The sequence below is a fragment of the Ohtaekwangia kribbensis genome, from assembly GCF_042676245.1.
Lineage (GTDB): Bacteria > Bacteroidota > Bacteroidia > Cytophagales > Cyclobacteriaceae > Ohtaekwangia > Ohtaekwangia kribbensis.
In genome coordinates this window covers 212,942-229,175 of record NZ_JBHTKA010000014.1, presented here as the reverse complement: position 1 = coordinate 229,175, position 16,234 = coordinate 212,942, and the positions used below count along the sequence as shown (strand labels likewise).

The following is a 16,234-nucleotide window of genomic DNA, read 5'->3' as shown; positions in this document are numbered from 1 at the left end:
CGACTGTCTGTTTAAATTCTTCGCTAAAAAGACGTCTGTTCGCTAATGTAATTCGCTTTGTCATAAGTTAACCTTTTGTGGTCAACCTATTTCAGGGACTGACAAGTATGGCCGCTGGCTTCAGACTGCCTGCTACAGGAAAAAGACAAAACGGCATCTAGAGTATATTTCCTTTGTGCCCCTTTGTGTCTTCTTCGTGCTCTTTGTGTCATTGGATTTCGGGACACTCTTTAGTAAACGCATCAACACCTCAACAAAAATCACTCTCGCAGCTGACAGCTAGCAACTAGCAGCTATTTTTTTTATCTTCTGCTCTGTAACCTTTCCTCCCCCTTCCGGTAACTAACACGAATTTGACAAAAAGAGCGTACCTGATGACAGACGAACTACTTATGGAGGCCGTAAAAAACGGTGATCTTCAGCAGGCCTCTGCGCTTTTTGAGCGCTATAACAAGCGCATATTCAATTTCCTGGCACGCTTAACCATGGATCGTGCCCTGGCCGAAGACCTTACGCAAAATGTTTTCCTGCGCATTATAAAATACAGGAACAGTTATCGCGAAGGAGCCCGGTTTCAGTCGTGGATATACCAGGTAGCCCGGAATGTTTTCTCCGATCACTACCAGGTACACAAAAACAAGTTCTCTGACTTTGTTGATGTAGAAAAGGTGAGTGATGCTTTATACGATACCGAAGATAGCGATGTGCTGGATGAGCAGGAAAGACTTCTTCAACGGTCGATGGCGAAGCTCAGTGATGAACAACGCGAGCTGCTGATCTTAACACGGTTTCAGCACATGAAGTATGAAGAAGTTGCTGCCATCATGGATACAACGGTGGCGAATATAAAAGTAAAGGTGCACCGCGCTATACTGAAATTACGCGAACACTATTTTGAACTTGAAAAAATATAAACAGAACATACGCTGCAACGTGGTTCTATAGCATTATGGACAGAGAAACACTCGAAACACTTCTGATTGATTACATCGATGGAAGGCTTGCACCCGAAGAGAAACTTCAGGTAGAGCAGGAATTGGTGAACAACAAGGAAGCATATATACTATATGAGCAGCTGAAGGAAGTGATTCACAGCATGGAACGCTCTTCTAAACTTGAGCCGACTGCTAAACTAAAATCATCTTTTGATAAACTGATTGAAGAAGAAATACGGTCTTCAAAAAAAAATAAGACCATTTTCTTTCAGCCTGCCTTCTATCGCGTTGCAGCTGCGGTGGCACTGGTGGTGCTGGGCGGAGGTATAGGATACTGGATCAGTAAATATGAGCGACAACAACAGGAGCTTGCTGATATACGGAAAGAGATGCAAGCCACCAAGAACATGATGATGACGATGCTCGACAATCATCAGTCAGCAAGTCAACGAGTGTTGGGTGCAACGGTAGCACTGAAGATGGAGCGGCCCGATGATGAAATTATACTTGCACTTGCCAACGCGATGAATGAAGATTCAAACACCAATGTACGCCTGGCTGCGCTGGACGCACTCAGCAAATTCAACAAAGAACAAAACGTACGCAAAATATTGATTGCATCACTCACCACACAGAAGGATCCGATCGTACAAATAGCACTCATCCGAATACTGGTAGAGATACGGGCACAAGGCACCGTGAAAGAGCTTCAACGCATTACGAACGATGAAGAAGCTTTAAAAGAGGTAAAAGATGAAGCACACGCAGGAATACTGAAACTTTCATGAAGATATATTATAGCATGCTAAATCACACCCACACAACTTTCAAACTCGAAGCTCAAAGCTAAAAACTCGAAGCTGAGAAAATTCAAGTCACATTTAGTAAGAAAATCAAAACATCAACGAAATATGAAAAAGGTATTTGCAGCGGTAGCCCTGGTGGTTTTTATAACAGGGTTTATACAGGCACAGGAATATAAACTTGCCAAGAGCACAGGTCGCCTGGAAATTAAAGAAGTAAACCACGTAGAGATTGAAGGCTACGCTGGCAATGAGATAATCTTTACATCGCGCAATGGTAAAAAAGATGATGACGAACGCGCCAAAGGACTACGCGCCATCAGCAGCATGGGCCTGGAAGATAACACCGGTATAGGTTTATCGGTAGTAGAAAAAGGCGGGGTAATTGAAGTGCAGCAATTGAAGAAGATGGATGGTCCTGATGTCATCATCAAAGTTCCCAAAGGAGTCGTGGTGTCTTATTCCCATACATCACCGTATGGCGATCGTGTAACATTCAAGAACTTTGAAGGTGAGATCGAAGTATCAACTGTACACAACGGTGTTGTACTAAACAACACAACCGGCCCGATGACGATCAAAACTGTACACGGTGACATTGACGCTTCCCTGAGTCCGAATATAAAGAACCCTGTATCGATCATATCGGTACACGGCCATGTAGATGTAGCCTTCCCTACTACACTGAAAGCAAACCTAAAATTAGGCACGGTATACGGAGAGATCTTTGTTGATCCAGATTTCAAGATCGAGATCGAGAAGACCAACAACATGGTAAAATATAGCGACAATGTAAGCGGCAAGCTCAACGGTGGTGGATTGGACATCTACTTGTCTTCCACACACAGCAATGTATACCTCCGGAAGAAATAAAATCTGACTGCTTCGATCTATACCTATCGATCGGAGCAGCTTCACCCCCAAACTTCTTGCTATGAAAAATATACTGTTCATCATAGTCGGGCTTATTATTCCGGTAAAGGAATACGCGCAAACCGCTATCAACAAATCTATCGCGGTTAAGCCCGGACAAAATATAGTCATGCACTTCGATTACCCCGAACTGGTCCGGGTTAGCACCTGGGATAAAAATGAAGTCTCCATCCAGGGAACTGTAAGTATCAACAACGGAGAAAATGATAATGCGTTTACATTAGACCTCTCTGTATCTGGTAATACGGTTAACATTCGCAGCCAGATTGCTGACATGAAAAACCTGCCCCGGTTCTATACAATTAAAGATGGTACGCAAACCATCACTTTTAAAAACAAGGAAGAACTCGATAAATACAAACAGCAAACCGGCAAGAGTAAATTTGATATGATGTCTAATGGCGTTGATATTGAAATTGTACTGGAGATTAAGGTACCGCGTAACACCGACACCCGTGTTGAATCTGTTTATGGAACGGTGGAGATCAAAGAGTTTACCGGGCCGCTCTCCGTTACATCTACATACGGTGCTGTAGATGCAGCCCTGGTTGAAAAAGCAACGGGAGAGCTAGTCGCTGAAACAAATTATGGCGAGATCTTCACTAACCTGGAAGCCAAGTTTGGCGGCATGGACAAGGATGAACATTTTCACACCTATGTCTCTGCAAAACCGGGCAATGGTCCACGCTATAGCTTCGAATCAAAATATGGCAATGTATACATACGCAAGGCCAATCCATAAAGTATATCCCTGCTATATATCCGGTGAAACAGGGTCGATGGTTTATTGGTTAAAAAAACTTGCTGCAAAAGCTGTCTCATTGATTTGGTTGCGCAAAACACCCTGACCACCCGATAATGCCGGGGATGAAGAGCTCGCTATACTGCGGGCTCTTTACATGTATACAATGTGGTATCTTTATTGCTTCTGAAGAAATACCTGAACCCACGCATTATGGAACTTAACTACCATTGGATCAACCTGCTCGTTTGTTCGGAGCACTGCAAGGCCCGCTCTTCTGCGTAATACCAGGCAACTGCTTTTTACCATGAAAATTTATGACTGGGCGCGGTAGCCCATTTTTGAAGTAGATGACGAACTATTTCTGACATCGATTCGCAAATCATGGCAGCCAATGAATTATAGCGGTGCTTTAAAATTCTAAATATTTTTTTCAAAAAGATTTGCACGTTAACGATTAATACTGATATTTGTCTATCGATTTAGTAGACAAATCAATTCTCACCAGATTGGTTTTATACAGAAGGGAGTAGAGACTAGGCTCAGCGATCCCCTAGCAACCTATCAACCGCAGGTTGAAAAGGTGCTAATTCCTACCAATAAAAAAAATTGGAACTATAAAATTTTTAACCAACATGAAACACACAAAAAATTTCTCCGTTCGTAACAGTATGTACGCCCAGGCCATCAACATGAATTACTGTATGAACAACTGTTGTTGTTGATTTCGCCTTTTCAAAAATCCCCTATAGAAATTTTAATGACTTGCAAACACTGCATCCTCGCGCGGGGAATGCACAGGGAATATTTTGTACCGCAAAAAACAAGCGTATGAAAATGAACTGTTTCCATATACTATACCGATGTTGATGAGCACTGAATTCATCACACCCTTACTAAATATATACTTATACGTCCACCTTAACATTGAACGATCATGGCTTCTTATAAAAAATTCACATTCGAAGGTACATTAACAACAGAACAAATTGAGTTCTTTCAAAAGAACGGCTTCATTCACTTTGAAAACTATGCGTCACAGGAAACTGTTGATACTATTATTAACTCTACCGAGCAGGTGCAACGCCAGTGGGTAAAATCAAATGTTCAGAAAGTAAATGGTGTGCCGATCAAATATGGTACAGATGAAAATGGTGATACCATTGTACAACGTTTTGCATTTACCAATCAACACAGCGATGCCGTAAGAGCATTCGCCAACAACCCGGCTCTGCAGGCATTAAAAGTCTTAATGCCGGAAGGCGCACGCCTCGGTCTCGAAGAGAAAGATGGTGTGGTATTCAATCACTATGTCAATACAGAAGGAAGTAATTTCTACCACATGGGCTGGCATACCGATAGCGCACGTGATATATTCTACGGTAAGAAAGTAGCGCCTATGTTAAACATCGGCTTTTACCTGGATGATTCTACAGCCGATAAAGGCGGACTCCGCGTTTTGCCCGGCACCCATAAACAAGGACTGTGGGATTTACTCTTCCGAAAAAAATACTACCTGAATAACTATGGCGATAAAGACGAGGTATTGGTAGAAGCAAAAGCAGGCGACCTCGTTATTCACGATGGCAGAATATGGCATCGCGTGGCGCCATCGCCACTGACCGGTGCAGCCAGTCGCAGAAGAGTAATGTATATACCGATGATCGTGGGTAAGTATAAACCTAAAACGGAGCAAAGCACAACACCGCTATACCTGCACCTGCTGCCACTGGTAGGAAGTAAGAAACATAAAAATCTTATTCCGGCATTCCGCAAGGCTGCCTGATGGACTATATAAAACTGTTACGCTAAAATTAAACTACAACCATGTTCACATTTTTTGAAAGACCGGTCGGCATTATATACGGCCACCCTGAACAATATAATCCCTTGTTTGAAAAGCTGCTGACGCGGGGAATTCCCTATGAAATAATAAATCCGGCAGACCACCTGTATGATCCTGCCCAATATGAAGTGCCCTATAGCCTCGTGTTCAACGACATGAGTTCACCACCTTACCTGGCGCACAACGCACTGGGTATTGCTCAAACCGTAGAATATGTAAAACATGTGGAAAAGGTAAGTGGTGTACACAACAGCAGTCAGGTTGTAAACGGGTCGCGCGTTACGGAGATTATCAGTACCCGGTCGCGACAACTGGCCCTGTTCGCTTCGCTGGGTATACCTTTTCCGAAAACACGCATCGTGAGCAGCATTGACCAGTTGCTGGCCGCCAGCAATGAACTTCGCTTCCCAATCATTATAAAGAGTAATGGCATCAGCGATCCTGCTGTTACCATGCGCTTTGAAAGTGCAAACGAACTGGTGAATGCCCTCGTAAAAGATGAACTGCATTTACAAAACGATAAGTCATGGCTGGTGCAAGAGTATATCCGGCCCAAGGGCAACCATATCAACCGCGTTGAGATTCTGAATGGTCGCGTGCTCTATGCTGTTAAAATATACCATGCCGGTGACGAACCCGAGCGCTGGCCGATTGAAGTTAAAGCGAGTGTATTTGCACCATCCCTGGAAATTCTGAACACGCTGGAGAGAATAGCGCATGCAGCTTTGATCGATACCGGCAGCATCGAATATGTTACCGATCGAAAAACAAACCAGGTATATTTCTATGCGATCCGCCCGCATACAAGTTCACGCAGCATACATATTGAAGGCATTGATTTTAATCCGCTAGATCACCTCAGTCAATACCTCGAGCAGCGGTTGCAAAAGATAAGAGAGATCGCGCTTACCATTTAAAAAAAATTATAGCACGAATACTTGCATATAAAGTATCGTTACTTACATTTGTCTATAGATTTGGTAGACAATAAAAATTATACCGGGTAACAGTGACGTAAAACGGTATATACAAATCTGGTCAGGTGAGTTGAGATCCTCTTCCGGCCATGAACAAAACGGCTTCCGGATGCACCGGTCTTAAAAAGAATTTTGGTGGAATTTCTCGAAAGACACTGGTGCATTCCGTAGCCACCAAGCCACTCTCCTGCTACATTCTCCGTTCATGAAGCTTCACCGTTTTTGTTTTCATATGTTCTTTCGGGTTGAGTACATTTATACATTCTTAGTTTATCACGCGCCCAACATATGAGTACTGCAACACAGACCTTAAGCGAAAAAAAAGGATTTGTATTACATGAAGACTGGACAGCCGTAGCGCTGGGAGGTATCACAATTCTTTTTTCACTTCTCTGGTTTATTATACCAACACCGGCATTCTCCTGGAAAGAAGGAAACGACATCACTGAAAAAATATTAGCCAGTGAAAATCTCTTCAAGATCGGTGCGCAATTCCTCTATAGTTTCGCGATTGCTATACTGGGAACGCTGTTAACCGGCAAACCTGTAAAAAATATGCTCGTTGTTTTTCCGGTGTTATATATACTTACGGTAATAGCCGTAGCACTGGCCGGGAACAGCGCGATAAAATCATTGAACCTGGAAGCTGTTATCTTCAGTCTCTCCATCGGTTTACTCATCAGCAATACGCTTCCGCTTCCGCAGTGGTTTCGTTCGGCACTCTCTACTGAATTATTTGTAAAGACCGGGCTCGTGTTACTCGGCACCGGAGTTATTTTCTCCGATATACTCAAGGCAGGTGGTCTCGGTCTCATTCAGGCACTCGCGGTTGTAGTGAGCGTTTGGTATTTCGCATACTGGATCTGCAAGAAGCTAAAGCTTGATGAAGAGTTAACCATGATGATCTCCAGCGCAGTTTCCATCTGCGGTGTATCGGCTGCCATCGCTACGGCCGGTGCTATACAAGGTGATTCTAAAAAGCTCTCGTATGTTATATCATTGGTACTGATCGTTGCTATTCCGATGATGATCTTCATGCCCTATATCGCGAACTACTTTCACTTTCCGCAGGAAGTTACGGGCGCATGGCTCGGGGGTAGTATTGATACAACGGGTGCGGTAGTGGCTTCCGGAACGCTCGTAGGTGAAACAGCACTCAAGATCAGCACGATCGTTAAATTTTCTCAAAACGTTTTGTTGGGTGTTGCTGCTTTCGCCATCAGTATATATTGGACGTATACTGGTAAAGATCAGGCTGATGGTAAAGTAACCAAACCATCGCTCGGTGTTATCTGGGAGCGCTTCCCTAAATTTGTGATCGGCTTCGTTGCTGCCTCACTCCTTTTTTCATTCGCATTAAGTGCAGACGCCGTGAGCAGTGTAAAAGAAAGTTTAAAGAGTATACAAACACTATGGTTTGTGCTGGCCTTTACAAGCATCGGGCTTGAGACTAAATTTTCAGACCTGTTTAACGCCAATAGCCGGAAACCTTTATACGCTTTTCTTATCGCCCAGGGTTTCAACATCATTATTACGCTGATTGTAGCATTCCTGCTGTTCAGCTAACAAGTATTCCGACTCCTATATACAGTAAGAGTTTGTTGATGAAAAGCGTGTCGTAAAAAGCCTCTGCAGCGTTTCGGAGGCTTTTACTATTGTCCGTTAGGCAAAAAATTCTACAATATTTTCATAAAATTCTTTTAAGTCTATTGATTTAATAGGGATTACTCCTAGTTTTGCTAAAAATCTACCAAAGCTATAGACTTAAACTGCTATATGAACAACTTTTACCACCGATTGCTTTTCTTACTCGTATTGATTTCCGCTACAACATTTGTCCAGGCGCAAAACCTGATTAGTGGTAGCATTGCCGATGGCGAAACGCAGGAAACACTGGCAGGTGTTAACATCGCTGTGAAAGGGACTGTGCTTGGAACAGTAACCGGTGCTAACGGAGACTTCAGTATATCTGTAAAACAATTACCGGTAACATTAGTAGCTTCTTTTATAGGGTATAAAACAGAAGAGATCGAAGTAACTGTACCTAATACAGTATTAAAGTTTCAACTGAATCCAAGTGCGTTGCTCGGTGAAGAAGTTGTTATCACGGCATCGCGTGTAGAAGAGTCTCAACTCAAATCTCCGGTAGCCATTGAAAAGCTTGACCTGCGCGCGATCAGGGAAACACCTGCACCAAGCTTTTACGATGCGTTGGAAAATGTAAAAGGTGTACAGATGACGACCTCGAGCATTACCTTTAAAGTACCGAATACACGCGGCTTTAATATACCCAACAACTTTCGCTTCGTACAAGTAGTAGATGGTGTGGATATGCAGGCCGCTACATTGGGTGTTCCGCTCGGCAACGCTATAGGCCCCACTGAACTCGATATAGAGAGTGTCGAGATTACCCCGGGTGCTGCATCTGCACTCTATGGTATGAACGCCATCAACGGTATGGCTAACCTCATTACCAAGAGTCCATTTTTATACCAGGGGTTAAGTATATATCAAAAGACTGGTGTAAACCATGTTGACGGTATCGATTATGATCCGAGTGTATTAACTGAAACAGCATTGCGCTATGCCAAGGCGTACAATAACAAAATAGCGTTCAAAATAAATGCAAGTTACCTGCGTGCTACAGACTGGCGCGGCAATACCAAAACCGATCAGAATCCAAACTCTACGCCCGGTACCGGCAATCCTTCGTATCCTGAGTTAAATGTTGCCGATCACCCGGCATACGATGCGTGGAATAAGTATGGTGATGACAGCGGTAGCAATGCTGTAACCGTAAGTGGCATCACGTACAACGGTGTAGCTAATCAATCTTTTGTAGTTCGCAGAACCGGCTATTGGGAAAAAGACCTTGTGCCCGGTAAAGTAGATAACATCAAGCTCGATGCTGCTATACATTATAAGATTGGCAGCAATGCAGAATTGTCCTATAGCTACCGTTTCGGTTTACTGGATGGTTTATTTCAGCGTGGTAACAAAATACAACTCAACAACACGCGTGTGCAAAATCACAAGCTTGAACTGAAAGGTGCCAACTATTCTATCCGCTCGTATGTATCGCTTGAAAACACTGGTGACTCCTATAACCTCAAACCGCTTTCTGACAACCTCGACCTCGCACATCTTTCCAACAATGCATGGCGCGATAAATTCAAAGCGTCTTTACAAAGTACATTGAATGCCAACCCCGATATAGAGCTGGCAGAAGCGATGCGTATAGCACGTGCCAATGCAGACGCTGGTCGTTACGAACCGGGCACCTATCGTTTTGATTCCATGAAGAATGTTATCATCGGTATCAATAACTGGGATCATATCAGTGCTGTGCCTACCGGTACATCTTCCGGCGGAGCCAAGCTTCACCAGATGAGCCGCATGTACCACACCGATGCACAATGGGATCTATCCAAGAAAGTAAAGATTGTTGATCTGCTGGTAGGCGCTGATCTGCGCATTTATCAAATTATACCCGATGGAAATAACTTCGTTGATTTCTCTCGTCCGGTAGCAGAACGCAACACACCGCTGGAAGATGGCAGCTTTGGTAACAATGTATACTATACTAAATATGGTTTCTTCACGCAGGTCACCAAAACTTTATTCAATGAAAAACTGAAACTGTTCGGATCGCTTCGCCTGGATCACAACCTCGAATTCAATCCGAAAGTAAATCCGCGTATAGCAGCGGTATATACCGTGGCCGAGAAACATAATTTCCGCGCATCATTCCAGAATGGTTTCCGCTTCCCTTCGCTGTTTGAAGCGCTTTCATTTGTGAACAACGGAAACATCAGACGTGTAGGTGGATTGTCCTATATCAACGATGGTCTCAACTACCTCGACAACTCCTATACGCTCGCATCCATCAATACATTCAATGCTGCCGTAAATACGGATGTAAAAAACGGTATGGCCGCCAATGATGCAGCGTTGAAGAACCGTGCATTGCTGGAAGCGACCAACCTGTCGCCTACACGCCCGGAACGCATCAACTCCTTTGAAGTGGGCTATAAAAGCGTATTGTTTGATAATACTGTGGTGGTCGATATAGATGCCTATACCAACCAGTACGATGGATTTTTAGGACAAGTAGAAGTAGCTGTTCCATACCTCGCAGATGTTTCCGGTAAATATCCTGATCCTGACAAGCAAGTACAGGTGGGTACAGATGACGCTGTGATCTCGATGCTGGCTGCCAACCGTACTCCACGCCAGGTTCGCTACCGCGTATATACCAACGCCAAACAGAAGTATAACAACTACGGTTCTTCACTTGGCCTTACCTATAACTTCTATAAGAAATTTACCATCGGTGGTAATGTGAACTATAACAATATATCGAAGAATAAAGAGAAAGATGTTTTTGTTACCGGCTTCAACACACCGAAGTGGGCAACCAATATCTCTTTCGGAAACCGCGAAGTAATTACCAACCTCGGCTTTAACATTGTGTGGAGATGGCAGGATTCATTCCTGTGGGAAAGTCCGCTGGCCAACGGTAGCATACCAGCCTATAGCACGATTGATGCACAGGTTACATACCGCCTGCCGGCTATCAAGACGAGCATTAAAGTTGGCGGAACCAACATTCTCAATAACCGCTATATCCAGTATGCAGCAGGTCCTACCATTGGTGGATTGTACTATGTATCGCTTACACTGGACGGTCTGTTAACAAATTAACCTAAACTGGAGGGCGCTTCCGGAATTCAAAAAAAACAATTTTGTTTCCGGCAAGTACCTCAAGGGGCAAAAACGTTTGGGTTATGTATTTCTGGTTGTGAGAGCTTGCTGCCACGAATTGGCAGCAAGCTTTTTTATGGCAAAGCAATCGTTGGCTGGCACAATTCTTTAAATATTTTACGCGAATACGTGTCGATTGAAAATAGTGTAAATCATATCATCACTCCCGCCCACATACTACACGGCCATGTTTGTTTTGATGTGACTGAAGACACTCTGGAATACCAGTGCTCTTTCGAGTGATTTTTTTGGAATGCTATTTATTTTATCTTCACGCACTTTTATTTAAGATCTGATAATTTAAATGGCACTCCTGGAAAAACAACTCTACGTTAAGAAGTCAACAATCCCTAACGCAGGGAAAGGTTTATTCACCAAGAAATTTATACCCAAAGGAACTCGCATACTGGAATACAAAGGCGTGATCTCTTCGTGGAAAGATGTGAAAGACGAAGACGGGCGCAATGGCTATATCTTCTATGTAAAGCGCTCTCACGTAATTAATGCACTGCCAACACCCAAGGCTCTGGCGCGTTATGCCAATGATGCCAACGGGTTAACCCGCGTACCCGGCCTTAAGAATAACTGCGATTACGAAACGGAAGACGTTCGCGCATTTATCGTTTCCATTAAAGATATACCGGCAGGTTCCGAAATTCTGGTAGACTATGGTAAGGATTACTGGAAAGTAATTCGCGAAAACATAAAGCTCTGGGCAAAAGAAGCGAAGGAAAAAGAGCAGAAAGAAAAAGCCAAGACAAAGAAGGAAGAAGCAAAAGCAAAGAAAAACGGAAAGGCTTCGAAGAAGAACGGAAAAACTTCCAAACACGCCACCCAGGTAAACGGCCGCAAAGTGAAAAAGAAAACCACCAAGCGCGTAGCCGCCTAATATCATAAAAAAGTCAGGTTAACCCTGACTTTTTTATTTATATAGGTGTTGGTGTGCTGATGTATTGAGGTCTTGATGTTAGGACAAAAACTAAAGAGAGCAGAATTGTCCTAAAGAGTATATCAATACATCAACACTTCAACACATTAACACATCAACACAATCAGGGTGCCAGTTCCTGCAGACGTTGCTGCGCACTTAATGCATATTCATCGAAGCCCTGCCGGACAGCTTCTGCTGCATACGCCCGAAGCAATCTATAGGAGTTTGAATTAACCTGGATCGCTTCCGAAAGAATAGTATAGGGTTTTAAACTCCCGGCATCCCGGCTGCGATAGAAATCGGCTGCAGCCAGTATACCTTCTTCAAAGTATGGATTATAGTGGCTCAGGATATCAAAGTTTTTCCGGGCATTCAGTGTGTCTCCGTTGGCTTCGTTAAGTAGTGCCGTATAGAGTGTTTTCTCCAACAGTCGCGAGGCAGGAAACTCAATTCCTTTATTGATCTGTGTGGCCAGCGCGCGCAGTTCTTTTCGCGATGCCAGCATGCGCAGCTCAAAATGACGTACATCATCATACAACAGTTTATCGCTTAATTCAAGCCCTGCAATGCGGTTGAAAAAGCGTATAGCCGGACCGTATTGTTCTGCCTTATAGTATTTCCGACTGATGTCGAGTAGTGCCTGCGCTTTATAGTTTGCATTGCTGAATGTGTTCACGATACGATCGAACAACACTGAGTCCCGCAGCCCGATGCGATAACGGCAGAATTGATACTTTTCACCATCACTCAGCTCCAGTGGGTTCTGTCCGGGCAACAACAGTATATTTTTAACTGTAGCTGCAATGCGTTGCTGAGATTCTTCTTTGCCGATCGCTACAGTGTCCCACGCAGCCAGTGCCGAACCCAGCAATCCCGCTTCGGTCAATGCAATGGCGTGATAGAACTTTGCATTTTTATAATCATACGTATCAGCATAGCTGAAGTACTGCGCTGCTATAGCAGGATTACCCTGCTCGAGTGCCCACAGTCCCATTACATAATTATACTTACCCTGGTTGGCTTGCCCTACATATACCTGTTCTGCCAGGATGGCCAATGCCTGTGTTACATTTCCCTGGTGATAGAATGCGTGCGCCAATGCTGCTTTCAGGGCAATGCCATAGTCGCTGTTGAGCGAATCAGAAGCTATAGCGTACGCTCTCCGCGTAAAGGTTGTATCCAGTGTAGCAGCATTTTTAAGAATATAGTTATTCAACAGGGTTGCTGATTTCAGGTCCAACCGTTTTACAGCCAACGGATCAATGTTGACTTTTATAGGCTGACCATACAACCCGGCTAAAGCAAGTGCATTGGCCGTGGTGGCAGGCGATGTAGTATTGAACACGGTGAGAATGGAGTCAGCCTGCAGCGGCAATAACTCGGTTGCTGCCATGGCGAAGAAATTAGTCTCCGCTATATCTTTGGAAACGTTGTGCTCGCGTGCCTTGCTGAAATATACCAATGCGGAATCCAGGTTATGAATCTTGGCGTACGCCAGTCCCAGGTTGTTGGCAACAATACCTGACTCCGGAAGAATGCCATACGCTTTACGATACTCACGAATGGCATCGAATATTTTTCTGTCCCATATAAAAACATTACCGGTATTGGTAAGCGAATATTCCGAAGGATGTATATAATTAGCCGATGAATAATCTTTGAGTGCACCTTCAAAATTATAGCGCATTCCTTTCATTGTAGCCAATGCATAGTTGGAGCGGTGATTGGCGAAGCCGTGCGTTCTGCCCTGATCATAAAACGACTCGGCATATACATCGTTTCCCTGCAGGGTATACAGATCACCAGCTGAATTATAGAAGGCAGCCATACCGTTGTAAACATAGCTCCTCCAGTCGGCCACAAATACAAACCCCAGCATCGCGATAATACCCGCGAAACGATACGTGAAATAAGGCATGCGATTAGGCTTGTACAATACGCGGTATACCGGCATGTTCTGCGACAGCATTACGATATAGTTCGAGAACACATACGTGAGGAATATAATACCAAAGCCTGCATGACTGAAGATGATTACTTCACGAATGATCTTTAGTCCCGGATCGTTGGCGTTGCCTAGTAGTTGTCCCGTGGTAGCGAAGCATATAGCTCCCATGGCCAGATAGAAGTATGCACCAAACGGGTAGAACGGAAAGATGCTGCCATAGATAGGCTCACGCTCGCGATAACCCCATATACCCAATACAGCCGAAATGGTAAGCAGCAGGTATATATTGATATAAATAAAGTTCCACTCCACAACGCCCAACTCGTGCAACGCAGTGATGATTACGTTAGCCATGTAGATAACGCTGATGATCGAAAGATGCTGCAGACTTTTGGAAGACCCCTGACTCACTACATTAATAAACGTTGCCAGTATTTCATGCGCCACCATAATGATGAACAACAGCGTTAAGATGAGACCTGGCGTATACCCGGTAAGTGTGAGATGATATAGCGGAAATTCAACTTGCGAGAAGAACGCTACTGCGAGCGCCAGCAACATGGTTATAAATGCAAACAAAAGCAGACGTGTTACAAAGGCAACCGATGTTCTGAAGCGATTAAAATAAAATGAAGGTATACCGTATAGCAACAGTATAACAATAGAAGGTATACGGTTGAACTGTCCGCCAATACCCAATACCTCCAGGCGCAGACTCACAACAAAAAGAATGAACAGGGCCATGGCCACAAAATACCAGAAGCCTTCAATGGTAGTAATTACCGCCAGCAGCACCACGGCACTTACGGCCAGCACCGCCAGGAATATATAGGATGCCGTAGTGTTCGGCTCGATACCGCTGCCATTAAAGTATTCTACAAGGGCATAGTTTTCAGCGGGTACATTTAGTATAAACGGCCCCACGCGAAAAGTGTGAACCGTTGTCTCAACTGTTTTTTGTTCCTGTATAGTGTCCCAATGGATAACACCATCCGTTCCCTGAAAGTACGAGAACCAAAGAAAGAACAGTGCGAAGAAAAAGACAGCAGCAGCAAGGTATCCGGTCCAACGGTAATCTTTCAGCCAGTTTTTCCAGAAAAAAAGTGATTGCATTTTATAACAGATGAGGTTTGTTAAGCTTACAAGTATAAAAAAATAAACCCGGAAGGTTTTACAGTCTTCCGGGTTTACTCCTGAACAGGAAAAGATTATTCAAGTACTTTCGGCACTCTGAAATAATCGGCATCTTTTTTCGGTGCATTGAACAGCGCGCGCTCGTGACTCAAATGTTCTTTTACTTCATCTTCACGCAGTGCATTAATTTCGTGGCTCATGGTGGTGAGCGGTTCCACACCGTCTGTATTTACTTCTTTCAGTTTCTCAACCCAGTCCACAATGGCCGTCATGTCTTTCATCATCTTCTCGGCATCCTTCTCATCAAATTCGAGGCGGGCGAGGTGAGCAATTTTATCCAGCAGGGCGCGATCTATATTCATTGTTTATGACGTTCGTTGCTACAGGCAGGTTTGCCAAATGTTGTTTCAATTCCGTATCAATTACGCTGAACACCCGTTCTTTCAACGCATCCACATCGTTTAACGTGAGGCCTGTGGTTTCCACAGGTTCATGAAAAATGACTCTCAGCGGATGCCAGTGCAGCTCAAACTGATCGGCTGGCAAAATTATCCAATTATATGGAATGGTTACAGGCACAATAGCAATTTGTTTCTCGATCGCCACGCGAAATGCCCCGTCTTTAAAGCGTCCTAACACCGGGTCGCGTTCCGTTACTATACCTCCTTCCGGAAAGATCACGAGGCTTTTTCCTTCATCAATAGCTTCCAGCGAACGCTTCAGCGAGGTGTACCGGCTTTTCAGTTTGCTGCGGTCTACCGTAATATGAAGTTTTCCATACATATAGCCGAACAGCGGAATTTTTTCAATCTCATTCTTGCCGACAAAAATTGTATTGAAGTGATTCAACCCGGCCGTCGGGATATCGATGTATGAAAAATGATTGGGACAAAAGATATATTGTTTTTTCCGATCGAGCTTTGTACGATACTCAACGCGGAACGGAATAAATACAAAAAACAGCAGCAGTCTGGCCCACCAACGGTTAACGATACCGGTTAATTTGAACTGACTTGGAAAAATAATGGGAATGAGCAGGAATGGAAGCAAGATCGCAAACAACAAGGCAAACACAAGCATGCCATAACAGGTATGTATAACGCGCAGTATCTTCATGGTCTTCCAACAACCGCATTCTTCAGGGTTGTTTCCGAAATATGGAAGATAAAAATAGTTATTTATTCTGTTTAAAAATAGAAGCCAGAAGTAAGAAGTAAGACG

12 protein-coding genes and 1 riboswitch are annotated in these 16,234 nt (G+C 43.9%); of the genes, 9 read left to right on the top strand and 3 right to left on the bottom strand.

Annotated features, from left to right (window positions below; all coding sequences use genetic code 11):
• Positions 1 to 374: 374 nt before the first annotated feature.
• The 9 genes from ACFQ21_RS26870 (at position 375) to ACFQ21_RS26830 (ending at position 11,889) form a co-directional block, all read left to right on the top strand.
• The gene (locus ACFQ21_RS26870; protein ID WP_377584952.1) at positions 375 to 914 is read left to right on the top strand and encodes an RNA polymerase sigma factor; all 540 of its coding nucleotides are present in this window, start codon (positions 375 to 377) and stop codon (positions 912 to 914) included.
• Positions 915 to 949: 35 nt separating this feature from the next.
• Complete coding sequence (locus ACFQ21_RS26865) at positions 950 to 1,723, top strand: hypothetical protein (protein ID WP_377584949.1); 774 nt, start codon at positions 950 to 952, stop codon at positions 1,721 to 1,723.
• A 123-nt stretch (positions 1,724 to 1,846) separates the two neighbouring features.
• A complete protein-coding gene (locus ACFQ21_RS26860) occupies positions 1,847 to 2,611 on the top strand; it encodes a DUF4097 family beta strand repeat-containing protein (RefSeq protein ID WP_377584946.1) in 765 nt (254 codons plus the stop codon).
• A gap of 61 nt (positions 2,612 to 2,672) precedes the next feature.
• Positions 2,673 to 3,413, top strand: coding sequence for a hypothetical protein (locus tag ACFQ21_RS26855; protein WP_377584944.1), 741 nt, complete (start codon positions 2,673 to 2,675; stop codon positions 3,411 to 3,413).
• A gap of 512 nt (positions 3,414 to 3,925) precedes the next feature.
• Positions 3,926 to 4,037, top strand: a riboswitch (SAM riboswitch).
• A 313-nt stretch (positions 4,038 to 4,350) separates the two neighbouring features.
• Positions 4,351 to 5,199 carry a phytanoyl-CoA dioxygenase family protein gene (locus ACFQ21_RS26850; protein ID WP_377584941.1) on the top strand — a complete coding sequence of 283 codons (849 nt, stop codon included), beginning with the start codon at positions 4,351 to 4,353 and terminating at the stop codon, positions 5,197 to 5,199.
• 41 nt (positions 5,200 to 5,240) lie between these two features.
• Positions 5,241 to 6,176: an ATP-grasp domain-containing protein gene (locus ACFQ21_RS26845; RefSeq protein WP_377584938.1), complete on the top strand. Its 936-nt coding sequence runs from the start codon at positions 5,241 to 5,243 to the stop codon at positions 6,174 to 6,176.
• A gap of 348 nt (positions 6,177 to 6,524) precedes the next feature.
• The gene (locus ACFQ21_RS26840) at positions 6,525 to 7,802 is read left to right on the top strand and encodes a YeiH family protein (protein WP_377584936.1); all 1,278 of its coding nucleotides are present in this window, start codon (positions 6,525 to 6,527) and stop codon (positions 7,800 to 7,802) included.
• Between the two features lie 210 nt (positions 7,803 to 8,012).
• The gene (locus ACFQ21_RS26835; protein ID WP_377584934.1) at positions 8,013 to 10,940 is read left to right on the top strand and encodes a TonB-dependent receptor; all 2,928 of its coding nucleotides are present in this window, start codon (positions 8,013 to 8,015) and stop codon (positions 10,938 to 10,940) included.
• A 364-nt stretch (positions 10,941 to 11,304) separates the two neighbouring features.
• Positions 11,305 to 11,889: an SET domain-containing protein gene (locus ACFQ21_RS26830; protein ID WP_377584932.1), complete on the top strand. Its 585-nt coding sequence runs from the start codon at positions 11,305 to 11,307 to the stop codon at positions 11,887 to 11,889.
• A gap of 163 nt (positions 11,890 to 12,052) precedes the next feature.
• Here the strand turns inward: ACFQ21_RS26830 and ACFQ21_RS26825 are convergent, their stop codons facing one another.
• The 3 genes from ACFQ21_RS26825 to ACFQ21_RS26815 all read right to left on the bottom strand — a co-directional run bounded on the left by ACFQ21_RS26825 (position 12,053) and on the right by ACFQ21_RS26815 (position 16,129).
• Positions 12,053 to 14,992, bottom strand: a complete 2,940-nt coding sequence (locus tag ACFQ21_RS26825; RefSeq protein ID WP_377584929.1) for a tetratricopeptide repeat protein — start codon at positions 14,990 to 14,992, stop codon at positions 12,053 to 12,055.
• A 95-nt stretch (positions 14,993 to 15,087) separates the two neighbouring features.
• Positions 15,088 to 15,375: an Asp-tRNA(Asn)/Glu-tRNA(Gln) amidotransferase subunit GatC gene (gene gatC / locus ACFQ21_RS26820; protein WP_377584927.1), complete on the bottom strand. Its 288-nt coding sequence runs from the start codon at positions 15,373 to 15,375 to the stop codon at positions 15,088 to 15,090.
• Complete coding sequence (locus ACFQ21_RS26815) at positions 15,347 to 16,129, bottom strand: lysophospholipid acyltransferase family protein (RefSeq protein ID WP_377584924.1); 783 nt, start codon at positions 16,127 to 16,129, stop codon at positions 15,347 to 15,349. Before ACFQ21_RS26815 ends, gatC begins: the two co-directional genes overlap by 29 nt.
• Positions 16,130 to 16,234 lie beyond the last annotated feature (105 nt).